Origin of the sequence: Paenibacillus sp. TCA20 (genome assembly GCF_000732325.1) — a bacterium.
In the GTDB taxonomy this organism is placed as follows: Bacteria; Bacillota; Bacilli; order Paenibacillales; family Paenibacillaceae; genus Paenibacillus; species Paenibacillus urinalis.
This window is the reverse complement of sequence record NZ_BBIW01000004.1, coordinates 402,931-420,981: the sequence shown is the minus strand read 5'-3', so window position 1 is coordinate 420,981 and position 18,051 is coordinate 402,931. Positions and strand designations below refer to the sequence as shown.

The 18,051-nt window shown below is 48.6% G+C and carries 18 protein-coding genes; 5 read left to right on the top strand and 13 right to left on the bottom strand.

What is annotated here, in order from left to right:
• Positions 1–199 precede the first annotated feature (199 nt).
• A complete protein-coding gene (locus TCA2_RS10735; RefSeq protein ID WP_047911582.1) occupies positions 200–811 on the top strand; it encodes a superoxide dismutase in 612 nt (203 codons plus the stop codon).
• Between the two features lie 123 nt (positions 812–934).
• Here TCA2_RS10735 and mutY read toward each other — a convergent pair whose 3' ends face one another.
• The 5 genes from mutY to TCA2_RS10710 form a co-directional block, all read right to left on the bottom strand.
• The gene (gene mutY, locus TCA2_RS10730) at positions 935–2,089 is read right to left on the bottom strand and encodes an A/G-specific adenine glycosylase (protein ID WP_047911581.1); all 1,155 of its coding nucleotides are present in this window, start codon (positions 2,087–2,089) and stop codon (positions 935–937) included.
• 52 nt (positions 2,090–2,141) lie between these two features.
• Positions 2,142–2,543, bottom strand: coding sequence for a holo-ACP synthase (acpS, locus tag TCA2_RS10725; protein WP_337999903.1), 402 nt, complete (start codon positions 2,541–2,543; stop codon positions 2,142–2,144).
• 113 nt (positions 2,544–2,656) lie between these two features.
• Positions 2,657–3,466, bottom strand: coding sequence for an ammonia-dependent NAD(+) synthetase (gene nadE, locus TCA2_RS10720; RefSeq protein ID WP_047911579.1), 810 nt, complete (start codon positions 3,464–3,466; stop codon positions 2,657–2,659).
• A 110-nt stretch (positions 3,467–3,576) separates the two neighbouring features.
• Positions 3,577–4,011: a BrxA/BrxB family bacilliredoxin gene (locus tag TCA2_RS10715; RefSeq protein ID WP_047911578.1), complete on the bottom strand. Its 435-nt coding sequence runs from the start codon at positions 4,009–4,011 to the stop codon at positions 3,577–3,579.
• Between the two features lie 373 nt (positions 4,012–4,384).
• Positions 4,385–6,076, bottom strand: coding sequence for an ATP-binding protein (locus TCA2_RS10710; RefSeq protein ID WP_047911577.1), 1,692 nt, complete (start codon positions 6,074–6,076; stop codon positions 4,385–4,387).
• Between the two features lie 241 nt (positions 6,077–6,317).
• Here TCA2_RS10710 and TCA2_RS10705 point away from each other — a divergent pair, with 241 nt between their 5' ends.
• Positions 6,318–7,580, top strand: coding sequence for an NAD(P)/FAD-dependent oxidoreductase (locus TCA2_RS10705; protein WP_047911576.1), 1,263 nt, complete (start codon positions 6,318–6,320; stop codon positions 7,578–7,580).
• Positions 7,581–7,739: 159 nt separating this feature from the next.
• Here TCA2_RS10705 and TCA2_RS26150 read toward each other — a convergent pair whose 3' ends face one another.
• The 6 genes from TCA2_RS26150 to TCA2_RS10675 all read right to left on the bottom strand — a co-directional run bounded on the left by TCA2_RS26150 (position 7,740) and on the right by TCA2_RS10675 (position 13,765).
• On the bottom strand, positions 7,740–8,207 hold the full coding sequence (locus TCA2_RS26150) for a hypothetical protein (RefSeq protein ID WP_052511889.1): 468 nt from the start codon (positions 8,205–8,207) through the stop codon (positions 7,740–7,742).
• Between the two features lie 231 nt (positions 8,208–8,438).
• Complete coding sequence (locus TCA2_RS10695) at positions 8,439–9,977, bottom strand: MDR family MFS transporter (RefSeq protein WP_238546346.1); 1,539 nt, start codon at positions 9,975–9,977, stop codon at positions 8,439–8,441.
• Between the two features lie 105 nt (positions 9,978–10,082).
• Positions 10,083–11,576: an ABC transporter ATP-binding protein gene (locus TCA2_RS10690; RefSeq protein ID WP_047911575.1), complete on the bottom strand. Its 1,494-nt coding sequence runs from the start codon at positions 11,574–11,576 to the stop codon at positions 10,083–10,085.
• Positions 11,577–11,588: 12 nt separating this feature from the next.
• Positions 11,589–12,128 (bottom strand): ECF transporter S component, encoded by a 540-nt coding sequence (locus tag TCA2_RS10685; RefSeq protein WP_047911661.1) that lies wholly within the window; start codon positions 12,126–12,128, stop codon positions 11,589–11,591.
• 261 nt (positions 12,129–12,389) lie between these two features.
• A complete protein-coding gene (locus TCA2_RS10680; RefSeq protein WP_047911574.1) occupies positions 12,390–13,145 on the bottom strand; it encodes an energy-coupling factor transporter transmembrane protein EcfT in 756 nt (251 codons plus the stop codon).
• A 32-nt stretch (positions 13,146–13,177) separates the two neighbouring features.
• On the bottom strand, positions 13,178–13,765 hold the full coding sequence (locus tag TCA2_RS10675) for a GNAT family N-acetyltransferase (RefSeq protein WP_238546345.1): 588 nt from the start codon (positions 13,763–13,765) through the stop codon (positions 13,178–13,180).
• Positions 13,766–13,916: 151 nt separating this feature from the next.
• Here TCA2_RS10675 and TCA2_RS10670 point away from each other — a divergent pair, with 151 nt between their 5' ends.
• Positions 13,917–14,909 (top strand): alpha/beta hydrolase, encoded by a 993-nt coding sequence (locus TCA2_RS10670; protein ID WP_047911572.1) that lies wholly within the window; start codon positions 13,917–13,919, stop codon positions 14,907–14,909.
• A 148-nt stretch (positions 14,910–15,057) separates the two neighbouring features.
• Here the strand turns inward: TCA2_RS10670 and TCA2_RS10665 are convergent, their stop codons facing one another.
• Entirely contained in the window at positions 15,058–15,342 is a 285-nt protein-coding gene (locus TCA2_RS10665; RefSeq protein ID WP_047911571.1) for a hypothetical protein, read from the bottom strand.
• Between the two features lie 193 nt (positions 15,343–15,535).
• On the opposite strand from TCA2_RS10665, the gene TCA2_RS10660 reads away from it, so the two are divergent.
• On the top strand, positions 15,536–16,015 hold the full coding sequence (locus TCA2_RS10660) for a GAF domain-containing protein (protein ID WP_047911570.1): 480 nt from the start codon (positions 15,536–15,538) through the stop codon (positions 16,013–16,015).
• A 76-nt stretch (positions 16,016–16,091) separates the two neighbouring features.
• Here the strand turns inward: TCA2_RS10660 and TCA2_RS10655 are convergent, their stop codons facing one another.
• Positions 16,092–17,522: an aldehyde dehydrogenase family protein gene (locus tag TCA2_RS10655; protein WP_047911569.1), complete on the bottom strand. Its 1,431-nt coding sequence runs from the start codon at positions 17,520–17,522 to the stop codon at positions 16,092–16,094.
• A 150-nt stretch (positions 17,523–17,672) separates the two neighbouring features.
• Between TCA2_RS10655 and TCA2_RS10650 the strand changes: the two genes are divergently transcribed.
• Positions 17,673–17,981 carry a hypothetical protein gene (locus TCA2_RS10650; protein WP_047911568.1) on the top strand — a complete coding sequence of 103 codons (309 nt, stop codon included), beginning with the start codon at positions 17,673–17,675 and terminating at the stop codon, positions 17,979–17,981.
• Positions 17,982–18,051 lie beyond the last annotated feature (70 nt).

The following is an 18,051-nucleotide window of genomic DNA, read 5'->3' as shown; positions in this document are numbered from 1 at the left end:
ATTTGGTGTTAAACTAGTTAACACATTAATAGATTTTAAGAATAGTTTTGTTAATTTCATGTTACATTAAAACCCTTCTATAACAACTTAACAAACAAAAATGTTGATTAAATAGACTGAATAAGGTTTAATATAAGTGTCGAGGGGAAATCTACATAAAGATTTAACCTTTAATTTATTTTTAGGAGGAATTTCAATCATGGCATTCCAATTACCAGCACTTCCTTACGCAAACGATGCATTAGAACCACATATCGACGCTCAAACGATGGAGATCCACCACGATCGCCATCACAATACTTATGTAACGAACCTGAACGCTGCTTTGGAAAACGCTCCTGAGCTTCAAGAGAAATCCCTTGAAGACCTGCTTGCGAACCTCGACAGCGTACCTGAGAGCATCCGTACAGCAGTCCGCAACAACGGCGGCGGTCACTACAACCACAGCCTGTTCTGGGAAATCATCGGACCTAACGGCGGCGGCGCTCCTACAGGCGAAATCGCTGCAGCTATCGACAGCGAGCTGGGCGGCTATGACAAATTCAAAGAAGATTTTGCAAAAGCAGCAACAACTCGTTTCGGCAGCGGCTGGGCTTGGCTGGTTGTTGGCAAAGACGGCAAACTGGCAATCACAAGCACGCCTAACCAGGACAGCCCTGTATTTGAAGGCTTGACTCCAGTTCTTGGTCTGGATGTATGGGAGCATGCTTACTACCTGAAATATCAAAACAAACGTCCTGACTACATCGGAGCATTCTGGAATGTAATCAACTGGGATGAAGTAAATAAACGTTACGCTGCAGCGAAATAAGAATTAGACCTCTGCAGTTAAACAGCGGCAACGCTGTTTGCTTCTAAAAAAAGCAGTCCAGAATAAAGCGGCCTTTGTCCGTTTTATTCTGAGACTGCGTTTTTTTCTTAAGCTCTTCACTATCTAGTCTTTCAACTCATTAAAATAATCGCGCAATAATTTCAGAAATACATTCGGAAAGGCCATGGTATCCATATCCTTCGGCTCGATCCATCGGTACAGATGTCCTTCTTCCTTATATGCTTCGACCTGCTCTGCAACCATAGAGGATGTCAGCACAGCTTCCGCTTCTGCACAATGATATACCTGCAGATTCCAATGAATATGGCTGAAGGTATGCTCAGCCATTCTCCAGAACGTTGTAGGCTTAACGTGATAGCCCTCCTCAAGCAAATGTCCGGCAATCAGATCCATCGCAGGCTCGTGAGGAACCAGATGGGCCAGCTCGCCAGGTGCTGATGCCTGCATATGAGGAAGCTCCCACATCTTGGCCAGCAAGCCGGTTGCAGGACGCTGACGAACCAGCACCTTCCCTTCATTCACCCCCGTACCGACAACAAGCGCAGCAATTCTCTGCTCGGGGCGAGGGGGCTTGGCCTTTTTCTTCACAGGTAAGGTTTCTTCCCGTCCCTCAATCCGTCCCGTGCACATCTCCATCACTGGACAGGTCAGACAATGTGGAGATTTGGGTGTACATACGAGCGCTCCGAGCTCCATTAGTGCCTGATTGAAATCCGATGCTCGTCCCTCCGGGATGAGCTCCTCTGCCAGCGACTCCATCTTGACTCTTGTGCTGCCCTTCATAATGTCATCTTCGATCAGAAAATAACGTGACAGCACCCGCATGACATTTCCATCTACCGCAGGCTGTGGCTGATTAAACGCGATGCTCAGTATTGCACCCGCAGTGTAAGGACCAACGCCTTTAAGATTAAAGACCGCGTCCTTCTGGTTCGGAACTTCCCCGCCATGCTGCTCCATGACCTGCCTTGCGGCTGCCTGCAAATTACGGGCACGAGAGTAATATCCCAGTCCCTCCCACAGCTTGAGCACGTCCTCCTCAGGAGCCTCTGCCAAATCCTGTATCGTCGGAAAGCGTTCAATAAAACGCTGAAAATACGGGATCACCGTATCCACTCTTGTCTGCTGCAGCATGATCTCCGATACCCATATGTAATACGGGTCCCGATGTCGCCGCCACGGAAGATCGCGTTTATTTTGCATATACCAATGAAGCAGCTCCGTGCTAAAGAATTTTTTTGCATTGCTATGATTCATTCGATTCCTATTCTCCCATTCTGTAATACTAAATGATTCGTATAATCCTCAGTTACATCCGTTCAACGATGGCGAAGGCAGCGGCCACACTTGGCTGATGCGAGATGCTGATGTGTACCATGTAAGAATACTCGCCGCTAAGACCAAGCCGTTTCCAAGCGGACTCAGAGATCGTCGCAGTCGGCTTCCCCAGCTTATTCGGTAAAATCTCAATATCCTGGAAGCTCAGCAGCTCCCCGATTCCACAGCCAAACGCTTTGGATATCGCTTCCTTCGCTGCAAACCTTCCGGATACATACTGAACTTCACTCTGTGTACGCCCACTAAGTACAGCTCGCTCCTCTTCTGTCAGCACTCGGCTGAGAAATCTGGCCCTATGAGTGCCTTCCATGATTTGAGCAATCCGGTCTGTCTCCAGCACATCGTTGCCAATCCCGTAGATCAAGCTCTTCACCACCTTTTCAACCTAATCTATTGTATCAGTTGTTTGGACAAATCAAAAACCCTCGTCAGGGCAGTAAATTGTCCCATATTACGAGGGTTCTCTTGCTTATAGGCACCCGCTAATCAGATACCCGGAATCGCATTGCGTTTATGTGCTGTACGAAGGTAGGCTGCTTCAAGCTTCTCTCTTGCTTCTGCATTGATCTCCTTGCCTTCCAAATAGTCGCTGTTATCATCATATGTAATACCAAGTTCCTTCTCATCGGTCTGGCCTTCCCATAGTCCCGCTGTCGGCGCCTTGTCCAGAACCTCCTGCGGCACGCCCACATAGGCTGCAATTTGACGGACCTGACGTTTATTCAGGCTGGTCAGCGGCGTAATATCAACGGCGCCATCGCCCCATTTGGTGTAGAAGCCCGTAATAGCTTCCGATGCATGATCTGTCCCGACAACGAGCAGATTCATTTCAAACGACAATGCGTACTGTACAACCATTCGAGTTCTGGCCTTCACATTCCCTTTGCCCTGCGGTGTCATATGACGCGGAGCTCCAAGAGATTTGAAACCATGCTCTACTTCAAGAGCAATCTCGTTGACCGCTTCTTCGATATTTGTCTCCACCGTATATTTCAGGTCAAATGCCTTCGCTACCGCATAGCTGTGGGCAATATCCACTTGTTCTCCGTAAGGCTGGAATACGCCCAGTGTCTTGTATTCTTCACCCTTCTCCTCTGTCAGTTCATCCGTAGCCTGCTTACAGAGCGCTGTCGCTACCGCACTATCAATACCGCCGCTGATCGCAATAAGCAGTCCTTTTGTGCCTGACTTTAGGACGTACTCCTTCAGGAAATTCACCCGTTTCCGAACCTCTTCTTCCACGTTGATCTCTGGTTTCACTCGTAATTCTGCGATGATTTGTTCTTGTAAACTCATGTTTACGCACCCCGTCTCTTAGAGATTAGTAAGTATGAATAATGGAAAAAGCCAAAACGCCCCGTAATTTCGGGACTAATCCGAAAGAATCGGGGCGTTATGTAACTAACTTATTTGCAATACTGGTTAAATGCTCCCACCAGATCAGCCGCAATCTCTTCAGCAGAACGATTCTCAATCTGATGACGCTCGATAAAGTGTACCAGCTCTCCATCCTTCATCAAAGCAATGGAAGGGGAGGATGGCGGGTATGGAGCAAAATATTCACGAGCTTGAGCAGTCGCTTCTTTATCCTGACCTGCAAATACCGTAAACAAGTGGTCAGGGGTTATTTCATTCTCCAGCGCTCTGGCTACACCAGGACGTGCTTGACCTGCTGCGCAGCCGCAAACCGAATTGACGACAACAAGGGCAGTTCCTTCAGCACCCGGCAGTTTAGCTTCTACTTCTTCTACGGTACGAAGCTCTTCGATACCGAGACGTGTCAGTTCATCCCTCATTGGTTGAACCATATCTTTCATGTATTGGTCAAAAGACATTGACATGTTCTATTCACTCCTTCACTAACTTTTATTATACATTCCTAAGTTGTGAACGCAAGAGATAGACATGTCAAACCAGGCACCTGAGATTTTACTGACCAAGAATGGCCTGTAATCTCACGAAGTAACAAACCTACGTTGCCGGGAAATTATCCCCGTCGAGCTTCTTGTCAACGATTTGACCTTGCCCTCTCTGGTTCTTCTTATTGGACTGCTTCTGGATTTCCTGTTGTTTGGAATCATTTTTCGCCATGGGAAACTCTCCTTTTTCACTTCAAGATTAGGATTCTCACCCGTTTAACTAACAGATGGCCATGTTATTATGACTCCAGACGATCATTTCTATCCTTCAAGCAGCATATACAAGCAGGCAGCTCTACAGTTTAAAAACAACGGTAAATATCGTGCCCCGTCCATCACCAGAGTCCACCTGAATGGCGGCGTTATGCCGCTCAGCAATACCCCGGCATAACGCAAGTCCGAGACCGGTGCCCTTCGATTTGGTCGTATAAAAAGGCTCGAACAGCTTCTCTTGGACTGCCGGCGGAATACCCGGACCTTCGTCGATGACCTTAAGCAGGATTCGATTCTGCTCACACGATGTCTCGATATAGAGTGTTCCCTTGTTGTCCATAGCCTCCATACCGTTACGTGCCAAATTCAAGATCAGCTGCTTCATTTCCTTGGAGTTCAGATGATATTTAGGTATCCTTTCGCTCAAGTTAAGCTTAACCGACTGCCCCCTCATGTTCGCATCAGCCATTAGCAGCGGAAGCATATCGTGGATAATATCATGCAGGTGAACCTCTTCCTTCTCAACGATCCGATTCTGAGCGAGGGACAAAAAATCCGTTATAATTCCGTTTGCCCGGTCTAATTCTTCCATAACAATCCGATAATAGTGATCAAGTGACCGCGGACTTCTCTCATGCATTAATTGCAGAAAGCCTCTTACGACTGCCATTGGATTCCTGACTTCATGCGTGATACTGGCAGCCATTTGTCCAACAAGGCTGAGCCTCTCTACATGTGCAAGCTCGTTACGGAGATTCTCCAGCTCCGTGATATCCTGCAGCACAAGTGAGCTTCCAATCAAGGATCCTTCATAAGGATCTCTGACCGGTGAGATTAATGTATGGAAAATATAAGGTCCGACATTCAAATACTCTGAAGAGATCTCTCCACTCTTTGAAGCAGTTCGGATTCTCTCTGTTACTCGTGACCCGTGTTCTTGTCCAACGATCGATTCAATGCGCTTGCCAATCATATCGGACTCCTGATTCATACCGGGATTCCTTCTGCGCAGATCGTCTAACATTCGCTCGTTCATGTTCACAATTCGCCCATCGACATCAAAAGCGACGACCGAGACAGGGATCGTGTTCAATAGCTGCTTGTTCAAATGGGAATGGTGCATGAACTGCCTGCGTTTCGCTTCAATCTCGGAGGCAAGCGCCTGCTGCACGAACTGAAGCTCTGTAAATTGAATAATGGCCAGTCCTGTTCCTAGAGACAGGAGCGAGTAAACAAGAGAATATAGAATAAAGTCAATCTGAACCGAGTCTGCCTTGGCGAAATATGAAGCAAACGCTGCAGCCATGCTGATCATTGCGAAGAGCGCAAATGGAATCAGGAACAGCTTTCTTTTGCCTTCCAGTCCCTCTTGCTTGAAACGCTTTGCCAGCACGAGCAAAATAGGATACAACAAAATACCGGATTGAAGAAAGATCAGAGGATCATTCCATAAATCCGTTGTAAATACAAACAATAACGCACTAAAAATCGACACAAATAGACCCGCCGAAGTGCTTCCATAAAGAATTGCCAACGAAACAGCGAGTGTATCTAAATTCAAATACAGGGAATCAAATAAAGTCGTAGAGAAAACAACACAGAACACCATGGATATTATGCATGCCAGCAGCAAATGTCTCTCAGTAGTCTTTGAAATAGGAGACGAATTCAAGTCATGAATAGGACTGCGCATGCGTCCAATAAATAACGAAAAGAGAAGTGGCGTAATTCCTGCCAGCAGGATCTGCAGCAGAATATTCTTGACAGCAAACACAGGCGTTTTATCTCTCCTCTCATTTCGTTCACTGACAATCGACCTTATGTAACCTGATTAAAACATAGGCGACAGTATATTACAATATTTTCTATGTGTAGTTATGCAAATGAATCATTATATCCCTCAAGAAGACGATAAAATTGTTTCTAATAACAAAACATAAACAAAAAACGACAACGATCGGCGAATCTGTTACGATGTTTGAAGGAATTTGTATTGAAGAGGAGATTTATTAAATATGAAAAAAGTAATTGTCATCGGTGGAGGACCTTCCGGCCTTATGGCTTCCGTTGCCGCTGCTGAGCATGGTGCATCGGTTGTTCTCGTTGACAAAGGCAATAAACTGGGGCGTAAGCTTGGCATATCCGGCGGAGGACGCTGCAACGTAACCAATGCCAAAGATCAGGATGAGCTGATCAAGCACATTCCTGGGAACGGAAAGTTCCTCTACAGTGCATTTCAGCATATGGATAATCAAGGAATAATGCGTTTTTTTGAAGATCTAGGCATTGCCTTGAAGGAGGAAGACAACGGCAGAATGTTTCCGGTGTCTGACAAAGCCAAGACCGTCGTCGATGCATTGATTGGCAAAGCAAGCTCGCTGGGTGTGAAGATGATGACAGACTCCCCCGTAGCTGAGGTCCTCTATGAGGAGGGCAAGGTTGCTGGTGTGAAATTAGCTTCAGGCAAGGTTGTTCCAGCTGATGCGGTCATTGTAGCTACAGGAGGCAAATCCGTGCCGCAAACCGGATCAACAGGTGATGGCTATCCTTGGGCAGAAGCCGCGGGACATACCATTACAGAGCTGTATCCAACAGAGGTACCTATTACCTCTAATGAAGCCTTCATCACCTCCCGGGAGCTGCAGGGTCTCAGCTTGAGCGATGTCGCTCTGTCAGTTCATGATGCGAAGGACAAGACGGTCATTCGGCACGAGGGAGATATGATCTTCACCCACTTTGGACTGTCCGGCCCCATCGCGCTGAGATGCAGTCAGTTCATTCGCAAGGTGCAGAAGAAGACGGGGACGAAGAATGTCATCATGAAGCTCGATTTGTACCCGGCATACCCGCTATCCAAGATGGAGCAGGACCTGAAGGACAAGCTTGAATCAGAGCCTAAGAAAGCCATCAAGAACGCGCTGAAAGGTATTGTTCAGGAGCGGCTGATTCCTGTTGTATTGACAAAGGCAGCGCTGGACGGTGAGACAACTTATCACCATCTTCCAAAAGGCTCTATTGATACGCTGGCTGCTGTCCTTAAGGGCATGCCGATTCAAGTGAATGGCACACGCTCGCTTGCCGAAGCGTTCGTTACCGGCGGCGGGGTGCATTTGAAGGAGATTTATCCTAAGACCATGGAATCCAAGCTCATGCCCGGCCTCTTTTTCTGCGGTGAAATCCTGGACGTTCACGGCTATACCGGGGGTTATAATATTACCTCCGCCTTCTCCACAGGCTATACGGCTGGCAAGCATGCTGCTATGGAAGACACTTACTAAGGGTCATAAATGAACAATTTAAGATAAGTACACACCAAAAAAAACGATCCTTCTTCATCCATATTGTCGATACGGTGAAGGAGGATCGTTTTTTTGGTGTACAAGCTATTTGAAGTAAAGTTTGCTTGTTATTTAATCACTGTTACGAGACCCGGAGTATTACGCCTTTACGCTTCCGGAGAATCCGCCAAATGAGCCTCCGAATTCGGTATCCTCGGTTCGGTTATGCTCTTCCGCGAACTCTGTGTCATCATCCTCTGATGCTACATCGTAGCCTGATGACTCCATTCCATAGGGTGAATCTGAGTAGCCCGCCATATAGGATTCATCCAAATCCTCATTTACAGTATGTGCAGGAATCGGCATATAGGCAAACTCCGTATCACTCATTTGATTCATCTCTGGAGTCAAAGCCTCATGCACCTGCTGATTGCTGTCATCCTGAACCTCTCCGCCATAGGCTTCAATAATTTCGAGCGCTGAGGTTACATCCTGTCGCTCAATGTTGACATCCATCATGCCACCGCCAATCATATTTGGCTTGTAGCCCAGCTCGACGAGCATATCAAATGCCCCGCGGGCCTTCTGATCATTCTCGAATTGAACGAGAAATGCCGCATCATTCATTCTATTTCACCCTTTCGTTCTGTCTCTAAAATTAATTACCCTTAACTGTGCGCCCGTCACGCTAAGAGTAATATTCCACAAGGTGAAGTAAATTATATTAAATCGTTCTTTCGAAACAAAAGAAGCCCGGCTGCTGTTGACACAGTCCGGACTTCCTCTATCTAAACACCAATATATAATAACTCTCGTTCATGGATCTCGAAGAAGAATGGCATATGACTATCACACTAGCTATTCTTCTCTCTTGCCTGCAATCTGAGCCTGTGCAGCCACTCCTGACTCGACCGGTGACGGCGGCTGCTTGCGCAATCCCGCTGTGACAATAAATCCGCAGATTCCAATGATAAACATGATAAGAAATAAAGAATGCAGGCTTAGCTCCAGTACTTGCTGCAGCAATGCCTGAATGTTCTCTGGCAGCTCAAGCGTTCCGTGCGGCGCCAGAATCGTATTGATATCCTTCTGTGTTACGCCCTGCTCCGCTAAATTCATGGTCTCTGTATGTGCAGAAATTCGTGAGTTCAGCCATGTTCCAAACGCCGCTGCCCCAATCGTTTGTCCTAACGTACGCATAAACGTGTTGAGCGCAGTAGATGCTCCTCTCTGCCGATAGCCGACAGAGGATTGGGCAATAATCGTAAATACAGTGAAGGAGAAGCCGAAGCCCAGCCCATATACGAACATATAGAAGAGCAGCAGCCAGCTTGGTGAACTCGCGCTAAGGAAGATCAGTCCGGCGGAGCCGGCGACAATCCCGGTCAAACCGATCAGGGAGGTATAACGAGACCCCAGCTTCATCAGCAGTCGTCCCGCAAATATACCGCCAATCAGCCACCCGATGGACATCGGCGCAAGCGCAAGTCCTGAAGTCGTAGCGTTCCCTCCCTGCACACCTTGTATCCATAATGGCAGATAACTCGTCAGGCCAATCATCAGGGCGCTGGTCAGTAAGCCTGCAATGTTGGCCAATGTAATATCACGTATCTTAAACAGTCCGAGCGGTACAATCGGCTCCTTCGCCTTGGTCTCCACGAATAGAAAAATCGTAATAAACACGACGGCAGCAAGTAATAGACCCAGGATGAAGGGAGAACCCCACGAGTAAGCGTGGCCTCCAAGGGATAGAGCAATGAGCAGGGAAGTAATGCCGACGGTAAACGTAATCGCTCCCAGATAGTCGATTTGCACTTTTTGCTTCACAACATCTTCCTTCAGATACCTGCCCACATACCACATGGCCAGCAGACCAAATGGAATATTGAAGCCAAATATCCACGGCCAGCCCAGGTAATCCACAAAATATCCACCAATCAGCGGTCCCAATAAGGAAGAGATGCCCCATACAGAGCTGATCATGCCCTGAACCTTACCCCGTTCCTCAATGCTATAGATATCCCCGATAATCGTAAAAGTCACCGGTACGACAGCACCAGCGCCAATCCCTTGTATCGCCCTAAACAAAATCAAGCTCTGCATGTTCTCGGCAAAACAGCATAGCAGGCTTCCGATCAGAAATAGCCCGACACCGATCAAAAAGACGGGCTTACGCCCGAACAGGTCACTGATCTTCCCAAAAATCGGCGTACTGACCGCCATCGTCAGCAGATACGAGGTGAAGATCCAGCTGAGCAGCGATACATCACCCAGTTCACTAACGATGGTCGGACCTGCCGGACCGATCACCGTTCCTTCAATTGCGGACAAGAACGTGGCAAGCAGTACACCCGTCAGAATAAAGCCCCGTTTTGGAATGTTAGCCTGTGTATTCAAGATTTATGTACCTTCTCTCTATAATTTACATCACTTCAACCATCATAACATGAGCTTACTTGCCATGGAATAATGAAGTAAAGTTTCGAGAAGGGATGTGACTGCTTACTTCTGCACATCCAAACGCCCATCTGCAAGATGCCATATTTGATCGGCATGAGCAGCCAAGAGCTCGGTATCATGCGTAATCATCAGGATCGCTGCTCGCTCATCCACCTTCTGTCTGCACAGCTGTATGAGGGCCTCAATCATGGCGTAATCAAGTCCGGCTGTCGGCTCGTCCAAGATGTAGAGCTGCTTCGGGACGACCAGCTGGGCGATGACACTGAGCAGCTTCTTCTCACCGCCGCTGAGCAGATAGGGCGAGGCATTCTTTTTGCCGATTAATCCGGTTACCTTAAGCAGATCCATTGCTGCTTCAGCATGAGCTTCCGGAATAACATCTTCAGGCTTCAGCGACAGTGCTCCCCGAATCCCGTAGATACATTCCTCCCGCACCGTACTCGCCACGAATTGATGCTCCGGCTGCTGAAAGACGTATCCCATCTCTCTGGACAGCTGATGCACCTTGAGCTCAGCGATATCCCTGCCTTGAAAATACAGGCTTCGCTTCGGCACCGGCAGCAAGCCCATCATGAGTCGGCTCAGGGTCGTCTTGCCTGAGCCGTTCTCGCCGGTCAGTAGGGTCCACTGACCTGCTGACAGCGTACCGTTCACCTCCTGCAGCGCCTTGCGGCCAGCAGGATAGGTGAACGTAAGCCCCCGCGCCGCGAGCAGCGGGGGCTGGCCTTGGGCCCGTGCCTCCCGCCCCGGAGCTTCGCCTCGGGGCGGGGGCGTAAGGCCCAAGGCCGCAAGCTCCGCAGCATGCTCGCGGAGCAGCTCCTGCGGCGTGCCAGCGAAGCGCACGGCACCGCCATCCAGGACGATCACGCGTGACGCTTGCAGCGCGTGATCGTCGAACCGCCCGGACGCGGTGATGAGCGTCCGGCCCTGCTCGTGCAGCGCGCTGCACAGCTGCACGAGTCTTCGCTGCGCCGGCGGGTCAAGGCTCGCCGCCGCATCGTCGAAGACGAGCACCTCTGGTGCGAGCGCCAGAATGCTGCTGATTGCAGTCCGCTGCTTCTGCCCCCCGGACAGCCGGGACACTTCATCGAACCGTTTCTCCACAAGCGACACAGCGCTGAGGGCGTCACTTACCCGCTGTTCCAGCAGCTCAGGAGCAAGGCATAAATTCTCCGGGCCAAATACGACCTCGTCCTCGACGATGCCCTGAACGAGCTGTGCATCCGGGTCCTGAAACACTAATCCGCAGACCGCTGCAATATCGGCAATCGAAGCGACGGCCGGGTCCAGACCACGAACCCGCAGTTCTCCCGAGCGTTTCCCTCCGCCGGACCGGGGCAAGTAACCGTTAAGCAGCTGACATACCGTAGATTTGCCGCTTCCGCTGCCTCCGATCAGAGCAACCCGCTCTCCTTGGGAAATGGAAAAAGAGAGGCCCTTCAGCACAGGGCTGGCCTCTCCTTCGTATTGATAGCTGACATTTTTGAATTCAACCATGGGTTTATGAATCATAAGATTATTATGTGCATCCTCCATATCTCCCGCTCCTTACACTTCTAACGGTTGCTCGGATGAACGATACCTCTTCAAGAGACCCGTGCGAATCAATCCATCCCCCAGCACTTTTGTCAGCCATCCGCACAGCACGGAACCACTAATGACACGGGTAACAAAAGCACTAATAAGAACAGGCCAGCCCCACGCTGTGTAGCCGAACATTTGCACGGCAAAGACAAACCATAACGGCACAAGAGCCGCACCTGCGATGAGCATAAAGGTCAGATTCCATCTCTTATATCGTGTGATCCAGCATAGCCCTTCCAGAACTACCATATAGCATAGTGCCGCAACAATGATAGATGCCAGACCGTAGGCGGAGCCTATAAAACTCTGCACCAGCGCACCTATACTGTATGTAATGACAGCTGTACCCGGCTTACGAATAATGTAATAGGCCAGTAATCCATAGATCATATATAATCCCACAATTGTCGAAGTGGCAATAGGGCCTCCGAAATTGTTCAGCATTTTGTTCACGACCGACAAGTAAAAGGTCATGGCCCCATTCGCTGTCGCCAGCATAGCCATCAGAACAATGTCCAGGGTAGTAAACGCCGCAAAATGACGTTTAAGCCGAGATTGTTTATTTGACACGATCCTCTCTCCATTCTGTTCAGATGTGATATAGCGATATACTTATACAAATTAGCAAGCTCAGTTCCGTCGACGTGTCTTGAGAATGCTTTACTGTACTTAATTTATAGACATGCCACTCAATTGTCAACACAAAAATAATCATTTTAGGTTAACAATAAATTCAGAACAAGATACGATGATGAGCTGAACCGCTCACCACACCATTCCGATCAACACCATCAGAACGCTTCCCCCTGCATACCACGCACTATAACGCGAGAACCTGCGAACTCTTAGATAAGTACGCTCCGGATAAGCCCCGAATCCTTTTGCCTCCATTGCTCCAGCCGTTTGCTGCACTCTTCGGACACAGTTGACCAGAATTGAAACACCATAATTTCGGTAATAACGAAGCTTATTGCGGATTCCTGTCTTCGGTTCACTTCCTCTCACCTTATGCGCCTGAGCAATCACTCTCCCCTCCTCCTCGAGTAAAGGCAGAAATGTGAGGGCAATCGAGACGCCAAACGCAAACCGGTACGGCACCTTCAAACGAAGTGTCAGTGAATGAACAAAATCCCGTGGATCCGTTGTTGTAATAAACAGCAGAGATGAAACAAACAGATTAAACATGCGCACGGTTAGCGCGCCGGCCAGCATCATACTGTCCTCTGCGATATGAATGGGGCCCAGCTCCCATAACAGTTCCTTCCCAGGCACTGCGAGTGTAGTTAAGACAAAATACGGAAGACCAAAGCTAAGCACGAAGAAGACTGCTTTTCTCAGCTGTGAGAAGGGTAGTCCTGCACCTAATTTTCCAATTACCAGCAGAATGAGGAACATCATTCCCTGTACCAGCAAATGCTCCGAATTCAGAACTGCTGCGGTCCACGCCGCAAGCATCACCAATTTGCTTAATGGGCTGATCCGGTGCAGCAGAGAGGCTCCCCTTCGATATTGAAGCAGCATTACTCCATATTCCTCCTTTATTCTTCACATTTCTATTTATATTTCCATTCCTCAAACAAAATCGAGTGCATTTGCATATCCTTATATCCAGTCGATGTATAGTGCAGCTGCCTAAGCAGGCCCTCACACTGGAATGACAGCGCATGGAGAAGCTGCTGTGAGGCTGTATTTCTAGGATCCACCAGCGCTTCAATTCGATTCAGTCCCATCGTTTCAAATCCGTATTGCAGCAGGGCTCGAAGCGCTTCTGTCATGTATCCCTTGCGCCAATGGGTGGAAGCAAGCTCATAGCCAATCTCTCCACGAAATGCACCTTGAAGCTGCCAATTATTAAATCCGCAGCTGCCGATAACAGCGCCGCTCTCTTGGAGAATGATCGCATAGCGAAAGCCGTCTTCTGTCCGTGAGACCTGATCCAGCAGATCAATCATATCCTCTGCCTCCTGTACGCTGTGCATCGCTGAGATGTTCATATAGGCAGTAACCTTTGGATCGGACCAAATAGTATAGATCTCTTTGCTATCTTTTCTCATAAGCTTGCGAAGCAGCAACCGCTCCGTCTTCAGCTCAGGAATGTAACCGCCGCATACATACATTACTTTATACTCCTTTTTGCTCATGTACTGAATAATTCCAATTGTAGTTTATCTAATCACAGGATTGAAATGGTGACAAGCGTTTAATAATAGGTAAATGTGTCAAGTGGACATGAATGGCCGCCGTCATTCTAACAAATACTATTACCGATGTTGAAAGGAGGGTCTTCCATATATGTATCAAATCGCTTTTCTGCTTCTCTCGGTCTATTTCCTGATTGAAGGCATCGTTTCGTTTGGATTTAGGCAAATGATACGGATGAAAGTACGCAGTGAAGACTACCTGTTCTCACTCCTGGAGAAAGCCGGTGTGTATCATCGTTCTGATTTTAAGAAGCTTCAGAAAGAGGATGTCTGGATCCGAAGCCGTGATGGACTTAAGCTGCATGCAGTGATGATTGAATCGAATCCTTCCTCTAAGCGCTGGATGATTATCGTTCACGGATATACCGCCTCACACTTTATTTCCACACAATACATTCAAATGTTTCAGGAGTCGGGCTTTAATCTCCTGCTTGTAGATCAGCGCAGACATGGTAAGAGCGAAGGAGTCTACACCACGTTCGGCTATAAGGAAAAGTACGATATTGAAGCCTGGGTGAAATATGTGAATCAGCGTGCTGGCGAGAATTGTGTTATAGGTCTGCATGGTCAATCCTTTGGCGGAGGCACCGTACTGGAATATAGCGCAATGGCTGCTTCCAATATCAAGTTCATTATTGCGGACTGCCCCTACTCCGATCTGACCGAGCTGATGAAGTATCAGCTGCGAAGGGTTCGTCTATATCCTGTATCCTGCTTCTACTATCTGGTAAGCCGGCGTGTGATGAAAAAAGCAGGCTTCCGTTTCGAGCAGGTATCCCCGACGAAGGCGGTCCAAATGAGCGACATTCCCACCCTGTTTATCCACGGAACCGAGGATCGCTTCGTGCCGACGAAGATGAGTGAGGATTTATATAAGGTCAAAAAAGGGTTCAAACGGCTGCTCCTGATCGAAGGGGCTGTTCATGCTAATGCTTATATGGTCAATCCGGAATTATATCGTACACAGGTTCTTGAATTTATTGACGAAGTGCTTGAGCATGAGCATGTTCAGCTCTATCCTGCATCCTCTATTCCTGCTTCCTCTGCTTCGATAGAACAGCAGCTGCGGACCCAATGGGGCTAGAGAAGATGATGATGATGCTAATAAAAAAAACGTCGTACCCTCGAAGCGAGCTTCCTGTGACTGTCAGTAATGACAGTAAGGAAGCCTCGCCGTAGGGGTGACGGACTTTTTTTGCCGATGACCCATATGAAGATGCCACCGTAGCAAGCTACACTTTATTCGTTTCTCCCACTTCAGAGCACACCGTATTCAGAACGGTCTGAATTTCCTTGAATTCATTAATTCCTGCACCGGTAATGCTGAATTGTTCATTATGGGAAGTCAGAAAGTTCTCCTGCGTCAGTCTCTCCAGCTCCTGTTTCACTTCCCGTTCACCGACTCGGTAATCTAACGCCTCCAGCCGTGTCAGGACGTCTGTAACCGTCAGATCCTCCGTTTGAGCGAGATGAAGCATATGAATACGAATGAATAAGTTTTGCACATCTGCGAGCATAATCATATCCCCTTTCCGACTTCAATTACAGTATTTACTTCACCAATCCTCTTGCTTAAGAAACGTCCATCCCTTACAATGACAAGGATATCCATACAAAATTATAGCTGGTGGGTCAATTTCATAACTTGCTCAAAACGTGAACAGGTCTATGAAATGGGCATACCCTATTCATACCGGAAGGTGATAAGAAATGTTCCATGCCATGACTTATGAGGGTACTCGAAGCGAGCAGTACCAAGCTGTTCTCGATCAATTGAAGGGCTTAATCTACGAAGAACCCGATGCCGTAGCGAATATGGCTAACGCCTCCGCTCTGCTGAATGTATTTCTTAAGGACATTAACTGGGTCGGATTCTATGTATACGACGGCACAGAGCTTGTGCTGGGTCCATTCCAAGGGCTGCCTGCCTGCATTCGTATTGCGCTTGGACGCGGCGTGTGTGGAACAGCAGCGGCGGAGCGCAAGACTCAGCTGGTTCGCAATGTTCATGACTTTCCTGGCCATATCGCTTGTGATGCTGCGACGAACAGTGAGATTGTCGTGCCGATTTTGAAGAATGGCGAACTGTTCGGTGTGCTTGATATCGACAGCCCGCTGCTTCACCGTTTCGACGAAGAGGATCAGGTGTTCCTGGAGAAATTCGTGAACATACTGGCAGCACAGCTGTAGACGGCTGTATATAATCTTTCAACACAAATAGCAGGGCGTGGATGGTCTCACGCCCTGCTATTTTTATTAGGAGCTTCTATATACCACGGTTCATGACAACAAGCTTCAGCTCTGTCATTGCTTCTATCGCATATTTAATCCCTTCACGCCCATATCCGCTTTGTTTGACTCCGCCGTATGGCATATGATCCAATCGGAAGGTAGGAATATCATTAATGATGACGCCTCCGACCTCCAATAGATCCGCCGCCTTCAGCGCATGCTGAATATGATTCGTATAGATTCCTGCTTGAAGACCGTATACCGAATCGTTCACCTTCTCAATTGCCTCATCAATCGAGCTCACTTCGTGAATGACCACCACCGGACCAAACACTTCCTGGCTGGATAGCTTCGCCGAATGCGGCACATGGGTCATAATCGTTGGCGCAAGCACTCGTTGTGAGACCTCACCACCGGTAATGAGCTCAGCACCTTCATGAACGGCTTCCTCGATCCACTCCAGCACCCTGCTCGTGTCCTCCTCTGAGATCAGGGCTGATACATCCGTTGCTGAGTCCAGTGGATCCCCCGTTACCAGCGCCTCCGTCTTCTCTCTGAGCAACTCGATAAATGAAGAAGCTGCCGACTCATGCACATAAATCCGCTGGACCGAAATACAGACTTGTCCCTGATAAGAGAATGAACCGTGCGCTATACGCTCTGCAACCACATCCAGATTGTCGAGATTCTTATCTACTATGACGGCCGAATTCGAGCCGAGCTCCAGTGTAACCCCTTTGAGTCCTGCCTTCTCCCGAATCCCCTTACCCACACCTGGACTGCCTGTAAAAGTAATATGCTTAACCCGTTCATCAGACACCAGCAGATCTCCGATCGTTTTGCCGCTGCCGCTCACTACATTCAGAGCCCCCTTGGGCAGTCCTGCCTCCTCAAACAGTTCGGCGATGAAATAAGCAGACAGCGGAGTCTGACCTGCAGGCTTGAGTACAACTGTATTCCCTGCCGCTAGGGCGGGTCCCAGCTTGTGTGCGACCAGATTCATCGGGAAGTTAAACGGAGTGATTGCCCCGACTACACCAACCGGCTCTCTCACGGTATAAGCGACTCTTCCCTCTCCTCCGGGCGCTGCATCCATTGGCAGCGATTCTCCCTGAATTCGGCGGGCTTCCTCTGCCGCAAAACGATATGTTTCGATCGTTCGCTTGACCTCGGCTCTTGCTGCCTTCATTGGCTTGGCTGCCTCTCTTGCGATAAGAGCAGCCGCTTCCTCCTGCCGATGGTGGAGCAGGTCCACCACCTTGCTCAATATAGCTGAACGCTCATGCGCCGGCATACGCCGGGTCAATGCGTAGGCTTTTTCGGCACTGGCGATGGCTGCTTCGACATGCTTCTCCTCAGCCACAGCGATCTCTGCAAGTGGTTCCCCGGAATAGGGAGAATACAGCGTCTTCCACGACGCTCCTTCTATCCATTCTCCTCCGATATATAACTGTTGTTTGCGCATGCTGCTTCCTCCTCTATATCAATCATTTATCGATATTCTTACAGTTCTTCACAATCTCTATTACCCAATACATAGGTCCAAGCCAGAGGGACATACAATATACAAACTAACGCGCGGACGATTCGTCCTAAGTACGAAAGGGGCAGCACCATGAAATACCGTGTTATCGGTGTATATGGCTCAGGTACGATCTCCCATGCTTCCCGGCCAAAATCCACCGTTATTGTTGTGAGCAGCTCAGATATCGTCTACTTTGTATTTACCGATATACTGCTCAATTCATGCTTGTATGCAGCACTCCGTTATATTCATGCCCCATCCCCGATGCTGACTAGCATCGCCGGTACGGAGGCCTTCAAACGCTGGGTTATGCGCTCTCCGAAGCACCGCCAGCTGACGATCAGCAGCAGCCGGAGAAAAGCAAACAAGCTGAAAGCCTTGCGAAATGCAGAAGCATAGCGCGTAAAATTGTATTCTTAGGATGTATAAACTGAACTGCCATCGGAATCCCGCGGCTAAACCAAAGAAG

Excerpts from the sequence above, each read along its gene's own strand:
- TCA2_RS10650 (WP_047911568.1), top strand. The coding sequence starts at position 17,673 with ATGAAATACCGTGTTATCGGTGTATATGGCTCAGGTACGATCTCCCAT.
- TCA2_RS10655 (WP_047911569.1), bottom strand. The coding sequence starts at position 17,522 with ATGCGCAAACAACAGTTATATATCGGAGGAGAATGGATAGAAGGAGCG.
- TCA2_RS10715 (WP_047911578.1), bottom strand. The coding sequence starts at position 4,011 with ATGTCAATGTCTTTTGACCAATACATGAAAGATATGGTTCAACCAATG.
- mutY (WP_047911581.1), bottom strand. The coding sequence starts at position 2,089 with ATGAATCATAGCAATGCAAAAAAATTCTTTAGCACGGAGCTGCTTCAT.
- TCA2_RS10680 (WP_047911574.1), bottom strand. The coding sequence starts at position 13,145 with ATGCTGCTTCAATATCGAAGGGGAGCCTCTCTGCTGCACCGGATCAGC.
- nadE (WP_047911579.1), bottom strand. The coding sequence starts at position 3,466 with ATGAGTTTACAAGAACAAATCATCGCAGAATTACGAGTGAAACCAGAG.
- TCA2_RS10685 (WP_047911661.1), bottom strand. The coding sequence starts at position 12,128 with ATGGCTATGCTGGCGACAGCGAATGGGGCCATGACCTTTTACTTGTCG.
- TCA2_RS10735 (WP_047911582.1), top strand. The coding sequence starts at position 200 with ATGGCATTCCAATTACCAGCACTTCCTTACGCAAACGATGCATTAGAA.
- TCA2_RS10665 (WP_047911571.1), bottom strand. The coding sequence starts at position 15,342 with ATGCTCGCAGATGTGCAAAACTTATTCATTCGTATTCATATGCTTCAT.
- TCA2_RS10675 (WP_238546345.1), bottom strand. The coding sequence starts at position 13,765 with ATGAGCAAAAAGGAGTATAAAGTAATGTATGTATGCGGCGGTTACATT.
- TCA2_RS10690 (WP_047911575.1), bottom strand. The coding sequence starts at position 11,576 with ATGGAGGATGCACATAATAATCTTATGATTCATAAACCCATGGTTGAA.
- TCA2_RS10670 (WP_047911572.1), top strand. The coding sequence starts at position 13,917 with ATGTATCAAATCGCTTTTCTGCTTCTCTCGGTCTATTTCCTGATTGAA.
- TCA2_RS26150 (WP_052511889.1), bottom strand. The coding sequence starts at position 8,207 with ATGAATGATGCGGCATTTCTCGTTCAATTCGAGAATGATCAGAAGGCC.
- TCA2_RS10705 (WP_047911576.1), top strand. The coding sequence starts at position 6,318 with ATGAAAAAAGTAATTGTCATCGGTGGAGGACCTTCCGGCCTTATGGCT.
- TCA2_RS10660 (WP_047911570.1), top strand. The coding sequence starts at position 15,536 with ATGTTCCATGCCATGACTTATGAGGGTACTCGAAGCGAGCAGTACCAA.